This window comes from Arthrobacter sp. Cza30 (assembly GCF_059090765.1).
In genome coordinates, this window is record NZ_JBNHGA010000008.1 from 309,584 (window position 1) to 326,114 (window position 16,531).

14 protein-coding genes and 2 tRNA genes are annotated in these 16,531 nt (G+C 69.0%); 7 read left to right on the forward strand and 9 right to left on the reverse strand.

Annotated features, from left to right (window positions below):
• Nucleotides 1-15: 15 nt before the first annotated feature.
• The gene (locus tag AC5RVZ_RS26265) at nt 16-1,467 is read right to left on the reverse strand and encodes a dihydrolipoyl dehydrogenase family protein (RefSeq protein ID WP_494068552.1); all 1,452 of its coding nucleotides are present in this window, start codon (nt 1,465-1,467) and stop codon (nt 16-18) included.
• 55 nt (nt 1,468-1,522) lie between these two features.
• Here AC5RVZ_RS26265 and AC5RVZ_RS26270 point away from each other — a divergent pair, with 55 nt between their 5' ends.
• Nucleotides 1,523-2,044: a SixA phosphatase family protein gene (locus tag AC5RVZ_RS26270; protein ID WP_493976930.1), complete on the forward strand. Its 522-nt coding sequence runs from the start codon at nt 1,523-1,525 to the stop codon at nt 2,042-2,044.
• A gap of 122 nt (nt 2,045-2,166) precedes the next feature.
• On the opposite strand, the gene AC5RVZ_RS26275 is transcribed toward AC5RVZ_RS26270, so the two are convergent.
• From AC5RVZ_RS26275 to AC5RVZ_RS26290, 4 genes are all read right to left on the reverse strand, one after another.
• Entirely contained in the window at nt 2,167-3,255 is a 1,089-nt protein-coding gene (locus AC5RVZ_RS26275) for an NAD(P)-dependent alcohol dehydrogenase (RefSeq protein ID WP_494068553.1), read from the reverse strand.
• A 98-nt stretch (nt 3,256-3,353) separates the two neighbouring features.
• Nucleotides 3,354-4,244 (reverse strand): RNA polymerase sigma factor SigJ, encoded by an 891-nt coding sequence (sigJ, locus tag AC5RVZ_RS26280; RefSeq protein WP_494068554.1) that lies wholly within the window; start codon nt 4,242-4,244, stop codon nt 3,354-3,356.
• A 1-nt stretch (nt 4,245) separates the two neighbouring features.
• Nucleotides 4,246-4,794 carry a carboxymuconolactone decarboxylase family protein gene (locus AC5RVZ_RS26285; protein WP_494068555.1) on the reverse strand — a complete coding sequence of 183 codons (549 nt, stop codon included), beginning with the start codon at nt 4,792-4,794 and terminating at the stop codon, nt 4,246-4,248.
• Between the two features lie 171 nt (nt 4,795-4,965).
• Nucleotides 4,966-5,042, reverse strand: a tRNA-Arg gene (locus AC5RVZ_RS26290).
• Between the two features lie 405 nt (nt 5,043-5,447).
• Here AC5RVZ_RS26290 and AC5RVZ_RS26295 point away from each other — a divergent pair.
• Together AC5RVZ_RS26295 and AC5RVZ_RS26300 are read left to right on the forward strand one after the other, a co-directional pair.
• Nucleotides 5,448-7,286: a phosphoenolpyruvate carboxykinase (GTP) gene (locus AC5RVZ_RS26295; protein WP_494068556.1), complete on the forward strand. Its 1,839-nt coding sequence runs from the start codon at nt 5,448-5,450 to the stop codon at nt 7,284-7,286.
• Nucleotides 7,287-7,537: 251 nt separating this feature from the next.
• Complete coding sequence (locus tag AC5RVZ_RS26300) at nt 7,538-8,101, forward strand: hemerythrin domain-containing protein (protein ID WP_494068557.1); 564 nt, start codon at nt 7,538-7,540, stop codon at nt 8,099-8,101.
• A 25-nt stretch (nt 8,102-8,126) separates the two neighbouring features.
• Here the strand turns inward: AC5RVZ_RS26300 and AC5RVZ_RS26305 are convergent, their stop codons facing one another.
• The 3 genes from AC5RVZ_RS26305 to AC5RVZ_RS26315 form a co-directional block, all read right to left on the reverse strand.
• The gene (locus AC5RVZ_RS26305; RefSeq protein WP_494068558.1) at nt 8,127-8,576 is read right to left on the reverse strand and encodes an RrF2 family transcriptional regulator; all 450 of its coding nucleotides are present in this window, start codon (nt 8,574-8,576) and stop codon (nt 8,127-8,129) included.
• Between the two features lie 62 nt (nt 8,577-8,638).
• Nucleotides 8,639-9,127 carry a hypothetical protein gene (locus AC5RVZ_RS26310; protein WP_494002292.1) on the reverse strand — a complete coding sequence of 163 codons (489 nt, stop codon included), beginning with the start codon at nt 9,125-9,127 and terminating at the stop codon, nt 8,639-8,641.
• Nucleotides 9,124-10,602, reverse strand: a complete 1,479-nt coding sequence (locus AC5RVZ_RS26315; RefSeq protein ID WP_494068559.1) for a phosphohexomutase domain-containing protein — start codon at nt 10,600-10,602, stop codon at nt 9,124-9,126. The genes AC5RVZ_RS26310 and AC5RVZ_RS26315 overlap by 4 nt, the downstream gene beginning before the upstream one ends.
• Nucleotides 10,603-10,672: 70 nt before the next feature.
• On the opposite strand from AC5RVZ_RS26315, the gene AC5RVZ_RS26320 reads away from it, so the two are divergent.
• The 4 genes from AC5RVZ_RS26320 (at nt 10,673) to AC5RVZ_RS26335 (ending at nt 16,365) form a co-directional block, all read left to right on the forward strand.
• Nucleotides 10,673-12,865 carry a RecQ family ATP-dependent DNA helicase gene (locus tag AC5RVZ_RS26320; protein WP_494068560.1) on the forward strand — a complete coding sequence of 731 codons (2,193 nt, stop codon included), beginning with the start codon at nt 10,673-10,675 and terminating at the stop codon, nt 12,863-12,865.
• Between the two features lie 91 nt (nt 12,866-12,956).
• Complete coding sequence (locus tag AC5RVZ_RS26325; RefSeq protein WP_494068561.1) at nt 12,957-13,319, forward strand: PadR family transcriptional regulator; 363 nt, start codon at nt 12,957-12,959, stop codon at nt 13,317-13,319.
• On the forward strand, nt 13,319-14,662 hold the full coding sequence (locus tag AC5RVZ_RS26330; protein ID WP_494068562.1) for a permease prefix domain 1-containing protein: 1,344 nt from the start codon (nt 13,319-13,321) through the stop codon (nt 14,660-14,662). Before AC5RVZ_RS26325 ends, AC5RVZ_RS26330 begins: the two co-directional genes overlap by 1 nt.
• A 254-nt stretch (nt 14,663-14,916) precedes the next feature.
• Nucleotides 14,917-16,365, forward strand: coding sequence for an FAD-dependent monooxygenase (locus AC5RVZ_RS26335; RefSeq protein ID WP_494068563.1), 1,449 nt, complete (start codon nt 14,917-14,919; stop codon nt 16,363-16,365).
• A gap of 38 nt (nt 16,366-16,403) precedes the next feature.
• On the opposite strand, the gene AC5RVZ_RS26340 is transcribed toward AC5RVZ_RS26335, so the two are convergent.
• Nucleotides 16,404-16,492 (reverse strand) — tRNA-Ser (locus tag AC5RVZ_RS26340).
• Nucleotides 16,493-16,531 lie beyond the last annotated feature (39 nt).

A 16,531-nucleotide genomic window follows, 5' to 3' on the forward strand; every position in this document is an offset into this window, starting at 1 on the left:
GCCTGCACTGCCTCGCTACAGCCCGTACGCCTCGAGCAGGCGGAGCCACACCTCGCTGATGGTGGGGTAGGAGGGCACCGCGTGCCAGAGCCGGTCCAGCGGGACCTGGCCGACGACGGCGATGGTTGCCGAGTGCAGCAACTCGCTGACACCGGGGCCGGCGAACGTCATGCCCACGATGACCCTGCGGTCTTCGTCCACCACCATCTGGGCCCAGCCCTGGTAGCCATCGGCATACAGCGAGGAGCCGGCGACGGCGATCGGCAGCTCGGTGGCGGACACGGCGAGCCCGCGCTCCCGGGCCTGCTCTTCGGTGAGGCCGACGACGGCGACCTCCGGATCGGTGAATATCACCGAGGGAACCGCCGCGTCGTCGGCAGTGCTGGCAAAGCGGCTCCACGGTTCCGGGTCGGCGTCCAGCTCGCCGGCCGCCCGGGCCGCGATCGCGTCCCCGGTGGCCCGCGCCTGGTACTTGCCCTGGTGCGTCAGCTGGGCCTTGCCGGCGGCGTCGCCCACAGCATACAGCCAGCCTCCGTCGACGCCGGCCACGCGTCCGCTGGCGTCGACCTGCAGCCGCTTCGGATCCTGCCCCAGCTCCTCCAGGCCAAGTCCGGAGAGGGCCGGACGTCGTCCGGTGGAAACCAAGAGCTTCGCGGCCGTGACGGTGTCCGCCGCCCCCGTCTCCCCGTCCGCACCCGCAGCCGTCAGCGTGAGGCTCACGCCGCCGTCGTTCGCAGCCACCCGTGATGCCTGCGTGTGGAGCCGGATCCGCACCCCGTCGCGGCGCAGCCCGGCCTCCACCAGCCGCCGCGCGGGTCCGGGGACGTTCGCCAGCAGGTCCCCGCGTGCCACCAAGGTGACGTCGGTGCCCAGCCGGGCATAGGCCTGCGCGAGCTCGCAGCCGGAGACGCCGCCGCCCAGCACCAGCAGGCTCTCCGGAACTTCCCGCGCGGCGGTGGCTTCGCGCGTTCCCCAGAAATCGATGCCGTCCAGCCCGGGCAGCGGCGGCACGTTCGGCGTGGAACCGGTGGCCAGCACGACGGCGTGCCGTGCGGTGATGCGGGTCCGGGTCCCGTCGTCGTCCGTTGCCGTCACTTCGCGCGGACCTGTGAGCCGGGCGGTGCCGCGGACCAATTCGATGCCGGCGCCCTTCACCCACTCCACCTGCGAGGCATCGTCCCAGCCGGAGGTGAAGGAATCCCGGCGGGCCAGCACGGCCTCCGCCGCCAGGCCGCCGGTCACGGCTTCGGCCGCGCCCTTGACGCCGCGCGCGGCTTGCAGGGCCGTGCCCGGGCGCAGCAGGGCCTTGGAGGGCATGCAGGCCCAATAGGAACACTCGCCCCCGACCAGGGCCGATTCGACCAGGATGGTTTTGAGTCCGCCGCGGGTGGTCCGGTCCGCCACATTCTCGCCGACCGCCCCGGCCCCGAGTACCACGACATCCGCTTCCAGCGTCCGCTCTTCCATATCCCGAGCCTCGCATCGCGCGGAGGCGCTGACAAGGGCCGCATACACTCGTGGTGTGAACGACCACCACCTGAAGAAGCTGATGATCATGCGCCACGCCAAGGCCGCGTGGCCGCTGGGCGTCGAGGACCACGAGCGGCCGCTGGCCCAGCGCGGCCACGACGAGGCGCCGCAGATCGGCCGGTGGATGGTGGAGCACAACTGCATCCCGGACTTCATTCTGTGCTCGTCGGCACTGCGGACCCGCCAGACCTGCACCTGGGTGTGCAGCGAGCTGGGGGAGAAGGCGCCGACTCCCATGCTGTCCGACGAACTATACGATGCGCCGGCCGTGCGGGTCCTGTCCGAAATCAATCAACTGCCCGACACCATCACGTCCCTGCTGGTGGTGGCCCACATGCCGGCGGTGCAGGACCTGGCGATGCGGCTCGCGTCGGTGGATTCCGATGAGGAGGCCGTGGTGGACATGGCCACCCACTATCCGACCTCCGGCCTGACGGTGCTGCAGCACGGGAAGAGCTGGGCGGAGCTGGACGGGCGTGACGCCGCGGTGACCGACTTCGTGGTGCTGCGCTGACGCGTTTCGCGGTGCTGCGCTGACGGCCGGCGCCTCACGCTGCGCTGACGCGGGCAGGGCCGGCGCCTCACGCTGCGCTGACCGGGCAGGGCCGGCGCCTCACCCTGCCCGGACTCCGCCGGTCAGAAGAGGAGGATCGGCTTGATCGTGGATCCGTTGGCCGAGTCCTCGAACCCCTGGTTGATGTCGGCAAAGGGGTAGGTCTTGACCAGCTTGTCGTACGGGAACCGTCCCTGCTTCCAAAGCTCGATCAGGCGCGGGATGAAGACCTGGTACACCGAGCTGCCCTGGACATTCATTGTGAACGTCCATCCCTTGACCTGGGACTCGCCGATCTCGAACGGTGCCTCGGTGCCGAAGGTCGTGTTGCCCACGGCCACGAGCGCGCCGCGGAAGGCCAGCGCCCGCGCAGCCTGATTGAGCACCGCGGGCACGGAGGTGGTGTCGACGATGTAGTCCACGCCCTCCCCGCCGGTGATGCGGTTCAGCTCCTCGCCCGTGTCCGTCTTGGCGGAGTTGATGGTGTGGGTCGCGCCGAGCTCGAGCGCCGTCTCCAGGCGGTTGTCATGCAGATCCACCGCGATCACCGTCGTGCAGCCGGCGATCTTGGCCGCCATGATCGCCGCCGAGCCGACCGCCCCCGCACCGATCACAGCCAGCGATGTCGCCGCCTCCGGCCGCAGCTCGTTGAGCACAGCCCCGGCCCCGGTCTGCAGCCCGCAGCCCAGCGGGGCGAGCATCTCCAGCGGAACCTCGGGGTCCACTTTGACTACGCAGCGCTCCAGCACGTTCGCGTACGACGAGAAGGACGACTGGCCGAAGAAGTGCGAGGCCACCGATTCGCCGTCGGCCGAGAGCGAGGTTCGGCGACCACTGAGATTGATGGCGATGTAGTGCTCGCAGTAGGCCATCTCCCCGCGGCGGCACTGCTTGCACGTGCCGCACGATGCCGGCGCCAGCACCACATGGTCACCGGGCTCGACGCTCGTCACCGCTATCCCCACATCCTCCACAACACCGGCGCCCTCGTGACCGAGCACCGCCGGCCACTGGAGGGGATACGCGCCGTCGCGGGCGGTCGAATCCGTGTGACAGATGCCGGTTGCGACCATGCGGACCCTCACCTCGTCGGGCCGGAGATCGGCGAGCTCCAGTTCTTCAACTGAAAGCGGTGCGCCCGTCTCGCGCACGACGGCGGCGGTGACCTTCATGGGTATTCCTCCTATATCCGAGACCAACACATAACAGGACCGCACACGATGGCGCGGACTCCTGTTTCAACCGTCTCATGCCCGTCGGGTCGGTGCAGCTAGATGCGGATGCGGCCAAGCTTGTCCGGGTTCCGGATGAGGAAGATTTCCCGGACCAACCCCTCATCGATCCGGAAGCCGGCGACCGTGTCCACCGCGCCGTCCGCATCGACCGCCACCAACCCGGGCAGCCCGTTGACGTCGGCGACGTGCAGGTGGAAGGGGGTGTCCGGGTTGCCGGTGATGCCGAGCAGGAAGCGCAGCACCTTCTCCACCCCGAAGATGGGCCGCAGCGCCGCGGTCTTCTGGCCGCCGCCGTCGCTGGTCAGCACAACGTCCGGAGCCAGCAGGCCCAGCAGCGGCTCGATGGCCCCGGTGTTGGCTGCCTGCAGGAACTGCTCGGTGATCCTCCGGTGCAGGGCAGGATCAACTTGGTTCCTGGCTTGCCGGCTCGCGACGTGGCCGCGGGCACGCGAGATGAGTTGCCGCACCGCCGCGGGCGAGCGGCCCAGCGTCCGGGCAATCTCTGGTGCCGGGTAGCCGAAGACCTCGCCCAGGATGTAGGCCGCACGTTCCAAGGGGGAGAGCTGTTCCAAAACCACCAGCATGGCCAGCGAAACATCGTCGGCCAGCACGGCAGCTTCGTCCGGTGCGGGAGGGCTCGGGGCATCCGGCAGGGAGCTGACCGGCTCGGGCAGCCAGGGCCCGACGTAATTTTCGCGGCGGCGTTGCTGGGCGCGGATCTGGTTCAGCGCCAGATTGGTTACCGTTCGCAGCAGGAAGGCCCGCGGCTCACGGACATGGTCCTGCGGCACGTCGGAGAACCGCAGCCATGCCTCTTGCAGGACGTCCTCGGCGTCGGCGGCGCTGCCCAGGAGGCGGTAGGCCGCCCCAAAGAGCAGCCCGCGGTGCTGTTGGAACACGGCCAGGTTCTCCTGGGTCGTCGACATGTCAGCCTCCTACGCCGCAGGTTTCCTTGAAGCCCTGGCTGGCCAGGCCCAACGCGGCGTTCACCCTCGACCGCTGGTTCTCCACCGCAACCAGATAGGTCAGTTCCGCCAGCTGGGCCGGGTCAAGATACTGCTTCAGCCTTTCCACTAAGTCGTCGGTGACTGTGGGTGGGGTCGCGGTCATGGCCTCTGCATAACCGAGCACATCGCGCTCCAGCTGAGTGTAAACCGAAGCCGTATGCCAGCGCGGAACCTCCCGCAGTTTCGCCGGCTCCACGCCCTGGTGATGAAATTCCCAGTAGCCGAAGTCGAGGCACCAGCTGCAGCCGATAGAGGAGGCCGCTCCCATGACGGCCAAAGCCTTGAGTACGGGCGGCAGGGTGTTGAACCTGGCAACGGATCGTTCGTGCCGCAGCCAGGAAAACAGCACCCGCCGGTTGTGCAGCATGGCCAGGCCGGGATCCAGCACCTTGCCGTACTTCCGCTTGCTGTAGCCCGCCATGATGCTCAGGAACAGGCTGGGGGAGTGTTCCAGGGGTATCCGTGCCATGCCGGCCTCCTCGTCGTTGCCCCGGCGAGCGGGGATACAAGGAAGACACTGCGGAAGCAGCGAGTGTGACATGGAGCCCGGAGGGGGCGTGCGGCCCTGTAAACCGCTGGAGCCGCGGCACGTTGCCGGCAACAAAAATGCAGCCCGGTCGATGACCGGGCTGCATGTGTTTGGTGCGCCCAGAGGGATTCGAACCCCCGGCCTTCTGTTCCGTAGACAGACGCTCTATCCAGCTGAGCTATGGGCGCTTGGCCTCGCGGCCGGATACAACTGTAGCGTGTTTGCCGGACAGTCGCCAAATCGAGGGAGCCCCGCCCGCCTCCGCCCCGGAATTGCGTGCATCGCGGCTTGTGGACGCCGCGCCTCACCCCCCCCAGCCCACCTGTCTAGCTTGGGGGCGCCAGCGCCGCGGAGCTGCGGTGCCGGGCTGCTGATCTAGGGAAACCAGTTCGCGCCCGCCCTCGGAAGGACACATTAACTAGACCGGTCTATATGACCTTAATCACACCTGTGGGGGTTGACACGTAGAAAAACCCCGGAATTCCGGGCTCATCATATCCAGGGCGGGCCAATCCCCTTTTTCTGCAGCCCGCTGGTCTAGCCATCGACCCATAGCATCTAGAAACACCACTGGCCCAGGAAAGGGATGAGTCATGGGCGATATCACGCGTCAGCCGGTTCTTGAGGAAACACTTATGGATGCCCCAACTACACACGCAAAGCTTCTGGCCTGGGTTGCCGAAGTTTCAGAGCTGACGCAGCCCGACTCAGTCTATTGGGTGGACGGCTCCGAAGAGGAGTACGCACTCCTGACCGATCAGCTGGTCGAGGCCGGGACGCTGAAGCGGCTGAACCCGCAGCTGTTCCCGAACTCCTTCGTCGGCTTCTCCGACCCGAAGGACGTCGCCCGGGTCGAAGAGCGGACCTTCATCTGCTCCGAGAAGGAGGCAGACGCAGGGTTCACCAACAACTGGATGGACCCCGCGGAGATGAAGTCGATCCTCACGGAACGCTTCGCCGGCAGCATGCGCGGACGCACCATGTACGTGATCCCCTTTGTCATGGGGCCGCTGGATGCGGAACAGCCGCAGTACGGCGTCGAAATCACCGACTCGGCCTACGTGGTCGCCTCCATGCGCATCATGGCGCGGATCGGCACCGACGTGCTGCGCAAGATGGAGGCTGAGGACGCCTTCTTCGTCCCCGCGCTGCACTCCGTCGGCGCCCCGCTGGAACCAGGGGAAGCCGACGTCGTCTGGCCGTGCAATGAGGAGAAGTGGATCGTGCACTTCCCCGAGGAGCGGTCCATCTGGTCCTACGGCTCGGGCTACGGCGGCAACGCGCTGCTGGGCAAGAAGTGCTACGCCCTGCGCATCGCCTCGGTCATTGCCCGCGACGAAGGCTGGCTGGCCGAGCACATGCTGATCCTCAAGCTCACCAGCCCGCAGGGCAAGGCGTACAACATTGCGGCCGCCTTCCCCTCGGCCTGCGGCAAGACCAACCTCGCGCTGCTGGATCCGACCATCGACGGCTGGAAGGCCGAGACCCTCGGCGACGACATCAACTGGATGCGCATCGGCAAGGAGGGCGAACTGCGCGGCGTGAACCCCGAGTACGGCCTGTTCGGCGTCGCACCGGGCACCGGCTGGAGCACCAATCCCAACGCCATGCGCGCCATCGCCAAGGGCAACTCCATCTTCACCAACGTGGCGCTGACCGACGACGGCGGCGTCTGGTGGGAGGGCATGACCGACGACGTGCCCGATCACCTCATCGACTGGCAGGGCAACGACTGGACGCCCGACTCCGGCCGGCCGGCGGCGCACCCGAACTCGCGCTTCTGCACGCCGATCTCGCAGATCGACATGCTGGCCCAGGAGTACTACAGCCCCGACGGCGTGGAGATCCACGCGATCCTCTTCGGCGGGCGCCGCAAGACCACCATCCCGCTGGTTACGCAGGCCCGCTCGTGGACCAACGGCATCTTCATGGGCTCCACCCTGTCGTCGGAGACCACCGCGGCAGCCGCCGGCGCCGTCGGCGTGGTCCGCCGCGACCCGATGGCCATGCTTCCGTTCATCGGCTACAACGCCGGCGACTACCTCAAGCACTGGGGCACCATCGAGGGCAAGGCCAACCCGGACCGCCTGCCCAAGGTATTCCTGGTCAACTGGTTCCGCCGCAATGCCGACGGCGGCTTCGCGTGGCCGGGCTTCGGGGAGAACTCCCGCGTGCTCAAGTGGGCCATCGAACGCATCGAGGGCACCGCGGACGCCACGGAAACGCCGATCGGCTACATCCCGACCGGCGACTCCATCGACCTGACCGGGCTGGACATGACCCAGGCGCAGGTGGAGGAAGCCGTCAAGGTGGATCCGGCGGAGTGGAAGGAAGAGCTCAAGGGCATCGAGGAATGGTACGCGCAGTTCGGCGATTCCCTGCCCGATGAGCTGGACGCCGAACTCAAGCAGCTCCAGGCCCGCTTCGCCTGAGTGACTGAAGGCGGGACGCCATCACAGGCTCCCGACATGAGGCCCCCGCGCAGCTGCGCGGGGGCCTCATCCTTTTAACTGCGGATCTTTCGGACGGGATGGCCTCTGTCCCTCCGGTCTAGACCGGTTGCCGCGATTTCGTGCTCCCGCGCCCCGTAAGACTCGTCGGGCCGTGGCTTCGGGTGCCGCTCATTGGTATGTTGAGCCCTCCTACGCACGCTCAGGAGCAACGACCCAAGGAGGGGCGTTCCATGGCCGATACTCAGGGCGGGGATGTCATCGATATCCTCACGACCGATCACCGCGAAATGCTCGAACTGCTCAGTCAGATCGAGCAGACCGCCGACCCGGGCCAGCGCCGGGACCTGGCCGATACCCTCATTGCCGAGGTGATGCGCCACGCCGTCGCCGAAGAGATGCTTGTCTACCCCGTGATTGAAGAGCACGTGCCGAACGGCAAGGAAGAGGTTGAGCATGACAAGAAGGAGCATGACGAGATCGTTCGGCTGATGAAGCGGATGGAGGACGTTGACTCTTCCGATCCGACCTTCATGGAGCTGGTGAGGGAACTGGCAGGACAGCTGCGCCACCACGCCAACGACGAGGAGACGGATCAGTTCCCGAAGCTGCGCGCCCACATCTCTCCGGAGCGGCTCGCCGAGCTGGGTGAAAAGGTCCAGAGCGCCAAGAAGGTCGCGCCGACCAGGCCTCATCCCAGCGCCCCGCACTCCGAGCTGTTCCACAAGACCGTGGGGCCCGGGGTTGGCATGGTTGATCGGCTGCGCGACAAGCTCTCGGGACGCCAGACCGGCTGAGTCCGTGGGGGTGGCCCGCTGCGGATCACCCCGGGGCGCGTGTGAGCAACGTCATGAAGACGGGTTCCATCTGCAACCGGTGTGGCAACGAGGACACGACGAGGGGATCCAGTTCGCGGTAAAAGGCCTCGCGGGCCCGGCGCAGCGCTCCCCGCAGCCCGCAATTGTTGTTCATCGGGCAGTCGCCGGCGGCGGACTCGCAATCCACCACGTCCTCCCGCGCGTCGAGGGTCCGCAGCAGGCCGCCCACCGTCGCCAGCCGTCCGGCGGCGCTGATCCGGATGCCGCCGGAGCGGCCGCGCACGGCCTCGACCAGTCCGAGCGAGCGCAGCTTCAGCACGGCCTTGCTGACGTGGTTGTACGGGGTGCCGACGCCGTCGGCGACCACCTGCGTGGTCATCAATTCGCCCTTCGGCGCCGCGGACAGCAGCATCAGTGCCCGCAGGCACACGTCGGAGAAGGCATTGATGCGCATGCTGCCAATTTTAGCGGCCTGGCGCGGCCGGAATGGCCGCGGTTCCGCGCGGCGCCGGCGGATCAGCCCCGGGGTGGCCCGGCTTCTGCGTCGGGTTCCTCGTCGGGCCAGACGAGGCGTTCCTGCGGGTCCACGAACGGGTCGGGGTAGCTCCAGGCGCCGTCGTCGTCGTGATGGTAGGGCTGGATGGCCGAGACCGCGATGCCGGCCGAGTGCTCCACGGCAATCTGGATCGCGTCGGCGTCTTCTTCGGGCAGGAAGATGTCGCTGATCACGGCGATGGCGCGGAAATCGGCGCGGTCATGGCGCAGGGTGGCGTACAGGTCCTCGATCATGCCGTCCACGTTGACCTCGGCGGCCTCGGCGTCCAGGTCATCGGGGGAGACGACGACGAGCCGCAGCCCGCCGTCATGCGTGGTGACCAGGGCCGCGGGCAGGAACGCTCCGTGCTCGGTCAACTGTTCCTGCGCCACCCCGAGCCCGGTTCCGAAGAGTGTGTCGATATCGGCCAGGATCTCCGCGGGGATGCCCTCCCGCCACGAGGCGCTCATGCTGTTTCCCGGACGCGGGCCAGGACGTGCCCGCGGAGGGTGTCGAGCAGGCCGGGGCTGGTCGCCTCGGCGTTCAGCCGCAGGAAGGGTTCGGTGTTGGAGGGGCGGAGGTTGAACCACCAGGTGCCGTCGTCGGCGATCACGGTGGTGCCGTCGAGTCGGTCCACGCTCACGCCGGTGCCCGCGTAGGCTGCCGGGCAGCCGGCGGCGGTGGTGTCGGTTCCGGCCGCGGCGGGGTCGGGCGCGAGGGCGGGGGCGAAGTCGGCCAGCACGCGGGCGATCGCGGCGTCCTTGTCGTCGACCTGGGAGTTCAGTTCGCCGGTGGCGTGGTAGGGGTCGTATTCGGCGGCCAGCTTGGACAGCGGCGCGTCCTGCTCGCCGAGGGCGGCGAGCACGTGCATGGCGGCGAGCATGCCGGTGTCGGCGTTGTAGAAGTCGCGGAAGTAGTAGTGCGCGGAGTGTTCGCCGCCGAACACGGCCTTTTCCTCGGCCATGTGCGCCTTGATGAACGAGTGTCCCACCCGGGTGCGTACCGGGCGTCCGCCGGCGGCGGTGATGGTTTCGGGCACGGCGCGGGAGGTGATCAGGTTGTGGATCACCGCCGGGCTTTCTTCGCCGGCGGCGCGGGCGCGGGCGATTTCGCGCCGGGCGACCAGCGCGGTGATCGCCGAGGGGGAGACCACCGCCCCGGTGTCATCGATCACGAAGCACCGGTCGGCGTCGCCGTCGAAGGCCAGGCCGAGGTCCGCCCCGTGCTCGATGACGGCGGCCTGCAGGTCCACCAGGTTTTCCGGTTCCAAGGGGTTGGCCGGATGGTTGGGGAACGTCCCGTCCAGCTCGAAATACAGCGGCACGACCTGAAGCGGCAGCGCCGGCAGCAGGGTGTCGCCGAGCACGGCGGGGGTAGTCATTCCGGCCATGCCGTTGCCGGCGTCTACCACTACCTTCAGCGGCCGGATGCCGGCCAGGTCCACCAGGGAGCGCAGGTAGGAGGCGTAACCGGCCAGCACGTTGGTTTCGCTGATGGTCCCGGGTTCGGTGCCGTCGGGGATCCCGGTCTCGAGGTACTTCTGCGCCAAGTCGCGGATGTCGAACATGCCGGTGTCGGAGGAGACCGGCACCGCCCCGGGCTTGGCCATCTTCAGGCCGTTGTACTGCGCGGGGTTGTGGCTGGCGGTGAACACCACACCGGCGGCGTCCAGGGACCCGCAGGCGTAGTAGAGCTCATCGGTGGAGATCAGCCCCAGCATCTGGATGTTGGCCCCGCGGCCGGCCGCGCCGTGGGCGAACGCGGCGGCGAATTCCGGCGAGGACGGGCGCATGTCGCCGCCCACCAGCACGGTCTGCCCGGCCAGGGACAACACGTCCACGAACGCGGCGCCGGTCGCCTCGACGGTCGCCGCCGTAATGGTTTCGCCCACGATCCCGCGGACGTCGTACGCCTTGAAGGACAGGCCAAGATCTATGCTGCTCACTTCACCAGCTTATAAGGGGCTGCTGTGGAAAAGGGCCAGGTTGTCCTCGGCGGCTGCGATACTGGGCAGCATGGCTGAGCTGATCGACGGGACAACGGACGCGGCGACGACGGGAACGGCGGGGCCCGGGCAGGACGACGGCGGGCTGCGCGGGGAGGCCACCGCGCTGCTGCGTGCCCTGGTGGGCAATGACACGGCCGAGTTCCACGAGGGCCAGTTCGAGGCTGTCGAGGCGCTGGTTTCCGGCGGGCGCCGGGCCCTGGTGGTGCAGCGTACCGGCTGGGGAAAGTCGGCGGTCTACTTCGTGGCGAGCCTGCTGCTGCGCCGCCGCGGCGCCGGCCCCACCCTGATCGTCTCGCCCCTGCTCGCGCTCATGCGCGACCAGGTGGCGGCGGCCGAACGCGCGGGTGTGCGGGCCGCGGCGATCAACTCGGCGAACCAGCTGGAATGGGGCCAGGTCCAGGAGCAGCTGGCCGCCAACACGGTGGACGTGCTGCTGGTCTCGCCCGAGCGGCTGAACAATCCGCGGTTCCGGGACGAACAGCTGCCGCAGCTGGTGCAAAGCTCCGGCCTGCTGGTGGTCGACGAGGCGCACTGCATTTCCGACTGGGGCCACGATTTCCGCCCGGACTACCGGCGGATCCGGGACCTGATCGCCCGGCTGCCCGAGCGGGTCCCGGTACTGGCCACCACGGCCACCGCCAATTCCCGCGTGGTCCACGACATCGAAGAGCAACTCGGCGTGCATGCCGCCCCCGGGCACGACGACGGCGGAGTGCTCACCATCAGGGGCCCGCTCGCCCGCGCCTCCCTGCGCCTGGGAGTGCTCCGCCTGGCCAGCCCGCGCGCCCGGCTCGGGTGGCTGCTCACGCACCTGAACGACCTGCCCGGCAGCGGAATCATCTACTCCCTCACGGTTTCCGCCGCCGAGGATACGGCCCGGCTGCTCCGCGAGGCCGGCCACGAAGTGGCCGCCTACACCGGCCGGACCGACCCGGCCGAGCGGGAACAGGCCGAGGCGGCGCTGAAGGAGAACCGGGTCAAGGCGCTCGTGGCCACCAGCGCCCTCGGCATGGGCTTCGACAAACCCGACCTGGGCTTTGTGGTGCACCTGGGTGCGCCGAGTTCCCCGGTGGCCTACTACCAGCAGGTGGGGCGTGCAGGCCGCGGAACTCCGAACGCCGACGTGCTGCTCCTGCCGGGTACCGAAGACCGGGACATCTGGGAGTACTTTGCCACGGCGTCGATGCCGAACGAGGGCACGGCCACGGCCGTGCTGCGCGAGCTCTCCGTCCCGGGGACCGTGCTGTCCACCGCGGCGCTGGAGACGCTGGTGAACCTGAAACGATCCCCGCTGGAACTCCTGCTGAAGGTCCTCTCCGTGGACGGCGCGGTCCGCAAGGTCAGCGGCGGCTGGGAGGGAACCGGCCAGCCCTGGACCTACGACACGGAGCGCTACGGACGCATTTCGCAGGCGCGGGTGGCCGAACAGAATGCCATGCTGGACTACGAGAACACCTCCGGCTGCCGTATGGAATTCCTGGCGAGGGCTCTGGACGATCCCGCTGCCGCGCCCTGCGGGCGCTGCGACAACTGCGCCGGACCCTGGTACTCGGACACCATCGCGGCCGAGGCCACCGAAAGCGCCGGCGCCGCCCTGCAGCGGGCCGGCGTCGAACTGGAGCCGCGCGCCATGTGGCCCAGCGGCATGAACAAGCTGGGCGTGCCGGTCAAGGGCAAGATCCCGCCGGCGGAGGCCAACGGCAGCGGCCGCGCCCTGGCCCGGCTGACGGACCTGGGCTGGGGCGGAAAACTGCGCGAGGTCTTCGCGGACGGGGCGCCGGACCGCGAAGTGGACCCGGCCATGCTCAACGCCTGCGTCCAGGTCCTCGCGCAATGGGGTTGGGCGCAGCGCCCGATCGGCATCGTCAGCGTCCCCTCGCGCAGCAGGCCGCTGCTGGTACAGTCGCTGGCCCGCGGCCTGTCCGAGATCGGCCGGCTGCCGTACCTGGGCGAGCTCACCGTCCCGCACGGCGGACCACGCAGCGGCCCCGGCGGCAACAGCGCCTTCCGGTTGGCCGACGTGTGGGACCAGTTCCAGGTCCCCGACGGCGGTGAAGCCTGGCTGGCGCAGAACCGCGGCCCCGTGCTGCTGGTCGACGACGTCGCCGACAGCCGCTGGACCCTGACCGTGGCGGGACGCGCGCTGCGCCTGGCCGGGGCCGAAGCGGTCCTGCCCTTCGTCCTGGCCCTCAAGGCCTGAGCCCCCGGCCGCCCTCGCCGGCAGGCGGTCTTGCCTGATACCTAGAGCTGCTAGGGTAGTACCTTGCAGATCTAGGTATCAGGAGGACCCTTTGCGCATTGACAAGGACCTGGTCGCCGCTTCGGCCACCCCGCTCGTGCTGGGGATATTGTCGGAGGGCGAACTGTACGGCTACGCCATCAGCAAGCGCGTGAGCGAACTGTCCGACGGGGGGCTGGAGTGGACGGACGGCATGCTCTACCCGCTGCTGCACCGACTCGAGCGGTTCGGGTATGTGTCGTCCTCGTGGGGCCTCTCCGAGGCCGGCCGGCGGCGCAAACATTACGCCATCACCGCCCAAGGCCGGGAGGTGCTCGCCGAGCGGCAGCAACAGTGGACGGTGGTCGCCGAGACGCTTCGGCGGGTGTGGCAGGCGGTGCCGCCGCCCGCGGCCCCGGTCGAAGGGTGGGCCTGATGGAACCGCATGCCGAGTTGGAAGCACAGATTGACCGGTGGCGCGGGTACGTCCGGCGGCGGCAGGCGATTTCACCCGCGGACCTCGATGAACTCGAGGACCACCTGCGCGGACAAATCGCCGACCGCCAGGCGTCAGGGCTGGACGACGAGGAGGCCTTCCTCGTCGCGATCAAGCGCCTGGGCAATCTGGATGCGGTCTCGCGTGAGTTCGCCCGCGAGCACTCCGACCGGCTGTGGAAGCAGCTGGTGCTCGTCCCGCAGGACGCCGACTCCGCAGCGCCGCCATGGCGGGAGCTTGCTGTCGTCCTCGCTCTCGCCGTCGGAGCGGGGGTGGCCGTCAAGGCAGGCACCCTGTGGCTCGACGGCGAGGTCCTGGCGCGAAACCTCGGCCTCCTCGTCTTCCCGTTCCTTGCCGCGTACTTCGCCTGGAAACGCCGGTTGACGGTGCCCAAGGCGGCGGCGCTGCTCGTCCCGTTCGCCGCGCTGGCCGTGCTGCTCAATGCCTACCCGTTCGCGGCCGCCGGTTCCACCGAGGTGCTCGCCGTGCTGCACGCCCCGGTCGTCCTGTGGCTGCTGGCGGGCGTGGCGTACGTTGGCGGCAGGTGGCGTGAACACAGCCGGCGCATGGACTTTGTCCGGTTCACCGGTGAGCTCGCGATCTACTTCACGCTGTTGGCCCTCGGCGGGGCGGTGCTGATCGGGCTTACTTTCGGCGCGCTGCAGGCTGTCGGCGTCGACTTCGAGCCGGCGATGGAGGCCTGGATCCTGCCGTTTGCCGTCCCGGGCGCGCTGGTCGTAGCCGCCTGGCTGGTCGAGGCCAAGCAGAACGTCGTCGAGAACATCGCCCCGGTGCTCACCCGCGTCTTCACGCCCCTGACCATCGTGATGCTGCTGGCGCTGCTGGCAGTGCTCACGGCGGCCGGCGGCCTGGTGGACGTCGACCGGGGGTTGCTCATCCTGATGAACGCGATCCTCGTGCTCGTCCTGGCCCTGCTGCTGTACGCGATTTCTGCCCGCGACGCGCTGGCGCCGCCGGGCCTGTTCGACGGCCTGCAATTGGTCCTCGTCGCCGCCGCGGTCGCGGTCGACGCGGTCATGCTGACGGCGATGCTGACCCGGATCGCCGAATTCGGTACCAGCCCCAACAAGGTCGCCGCGCTCGGCCTGAACCTGCTCCTGCTGGTGCATCTGGTGCGGGCGGCGTGGCTCACCGTCGGGTTCCTGCGCGGGAGGCGGCCCTTCGCAGCGCTTGAGCGCTGGCAAACAGGGTACCTGCCGGTCTATGGCGCCTGGGCCGCCGTCGTCGTCGTGGCCTTCCCGCCGGTCTTCGGCTTCGCCTGACGTGCGGGGCCGCCGCGGGCGGCAGGGCGGGCCCCGGGGGACGTTCTCTGGGCGGCAGGGCCGGCCGGAACAAAGTTCGTGCGTCGAAATGACTGCTGAGACCGGCCCCGCGCGCTGCCGAGGCCGTAGGTCTCCCGCCACTTCCAATGTAGCGCGCACCCGGGGGCTTGCTGCAAGGCCCCCCTGATGCCTCAAACTGGCCCCGACGTGCCCGTAAGCGGCGCGCGGAAAAGGCTCGGAGAGGCGGGGTCCTGATGGTCGAGGTCATAGTAGCCGGGGGCGGTCCGACCGGGATGATGCTGGCCGGTGAGCTGGCGCTGGCGGGAGTGGAGGCGGCGGTGGTGGAGCGACGCCCGACGCCGGAGCTGGTGGGCTCGCGCGCGGGCGGCTTCCACTCGCGCACGATCGAGATTCTGGATCAGCGCGGGATCGCCGACCGGTTCCTGGCCGAGGGCCAGCCCGTCCAGGCGGCGTTCTTCGGGAACACGGCGCTGGACGTCAGCGACTTTCCCACCCGCCACCCCTACACGCTCGGCCTGTGGCAGAACCATATCGAGCGGATCCTGGCCGGCTGGATCGAGGAACTGGGCGTGCCGGTCCATCGGGGGCTCGAGGTAACCGGCTTGGCCCAGGACGCCGCCGGGGTCGAGGTGTATCTCGCCTACGGCGGGCCGATGCGCGCCCGGTACCTGGTCGGCGCCGACGGCGGACGAAGCGCGGTCCGCAAGGCGGCCGGCATCGGGTTCCCCGGCTGGGATGCGACGAAAAGCAGCCTGATCGCCGAGGTGGAGGTGACCGAGGAGACGCCGGTGGGCATGCGCATCGACGAGGTGGGGGTCCATGGGCTGCACCTGATGGAGGACGGGCGAACGGTGCGGGTGGTCGTGACCGAGAAGCAACTGGGGCCGGCGACCGAGCCCACCCTGGCGGACCTCGGCAAGGCGCTGTCCGAGGTCTACGGCACCGACTTCGGGATCCACCATCCGACCTGGATCTCGCGCTTCACCGACGCCACGCGGCAGGCCGCGGCCTACCGCAACGGACGCGTGCTGCTGGCCGGGGACGCCGCGCACGTCCATGCTCCTTCGGGCGGGCAGGGGATCGGGCTCGGCATCCAGGACGCCGTGAACCTCGGCTGGAAGCTCGCCCTGGTGGCCAGGGGCACTGCCCCGGACAGCCTGCTGGACACCTACCACGCCGAACGGCACCCCGCCGATGCCCGCGCGCTCAAGCACACGATGGCGCAGTCGCTGATGCAACGGGCCGACCCGCGCGTCGGCGCCTTGGCCGACACGGTGGCCGGACTGCTCACGATCGATGAGGCCCGGAAGCGGATGGCTGCGCTCATCTCCGGACTGGACATCCGCTACGACCTCGGCGAGGGGCACCCGCTGCTCGGGCGCCGCATGCCCGACCTCGACATCGTCACCGCCAACGGCCCGCTGCGGGTGTTCACCCTCCTGCATGGTGCCCGCGCGGTGCTGCTGAACCTCGGCACGCCGGGCAGCATCGGGCCGGGGCCGTGGGCGGACCGGGTGCAACTGGTGGACGCCGGATACGACGGCGGGTGGGAGCTTCCCGTGATCGGTTCGGTCAGCGCTCCGGCCGCGGTGTTGATCCGGCCCGACGGGCATGTGGCGTGGACGGGGGACGGGACCGGTCGGGGGCTGGAGGACGCGCTGGCCCGCTGGTTCGGGCCTTGAGACGCAAAAACTCCCCCGGTTTCCCGGGGGAGTTGACGCGGAGACGGGGGGATTTGAACCCCCGGTCGAGTTTAACCCCGACCCTTCATTAGCAGTGAAGTCCATTCGGCCGCTCTGGCACGTCTCCATACGCTATTGCTAGCCTCACAAGACTACCCAGAATCCG

Bases quoted from the DNA above. Each gene is read 5' to 3' on its own strand.
- AC5RVZ_RS26320 (WP_494068560.1), top strand. From the start codon at position 10,673: ATGGCTGAGCTGATCGACGGGACAACGGACGCGGCGACGACGGGAACG.
- AC5RVZ_RS26300 (WP_494068557.1), top strand. From the start codon at position 7,538: ATGGCCGATACTCAGGGCGGGGATGTCATCGATATCCTCACGACCGAT.
- AC5RVZ_RS26330 (WP_494068562.1), top strand. From the start codon at position 13,319: ATGGAACCGCATGCCGAGTTGGAAGCACAGATTGACCGGTGGCGCGGG.
- AC5RVZ_RS26310 (WP_494002292.1), bottom strand. From the start codon at position 9,127: ATGAGCGCCTCGTGGCGGGAGGGCATCCCCGCGGAGATCCTGGCCGAT.
- AC5RVZ_RS26265 (WP_494068552.1), bottom strand. From the start codon at position 1,467: ATGGAAGAGCGGACGCTGGAAGCGGATGTCGTGGTACTCGGGGCCGGG.
- AC5RVZ_RS26305 (WP_494068558.1), bottom strand. From the start codon at position 8,576: ATGCGCATCAATGCCTTCTCCGACGTGTGCCTGCGGGCACTGATGCTG.
- sigJ (WP_494068554.1), bottom strand. From the start codon at position 4,244: ATGTCGACGACCCAGGAGAACCTGGCCGTGTTCCAACAGCACCGCGGG.
- AC5RVZ_RS26275 (WP_494068553.1), bottom strand. From the start codon at position 3,255: ATGAAGGTCACCGCCGCCGTCGTGCGCGAGACGGGCGCACCGCTTTCA.
- AC5RVZ_RS26335 (WP_494068563.1), top strand. From the start codon at position 14,917: ATGGTCGAGGTCATAGTAGCCGGGGGCGGTCCGACCGGGATGATGCTG.
- AC5RVZ_RS26295 (WP_494068556.1), top strand. From the start codon at position 5,448: ATGGGCGATATCACGCGTCAGCCGGTTCTTGAGGAAACACTTATGGAT.
- AC5RVZ_RS26285 (WP_494068555.1), bottom strand. From the start codon at position 4,794: ATGGCACGGATACCCCTGGAACACTCCCCCAGCCTGTTCCTGAGCATC.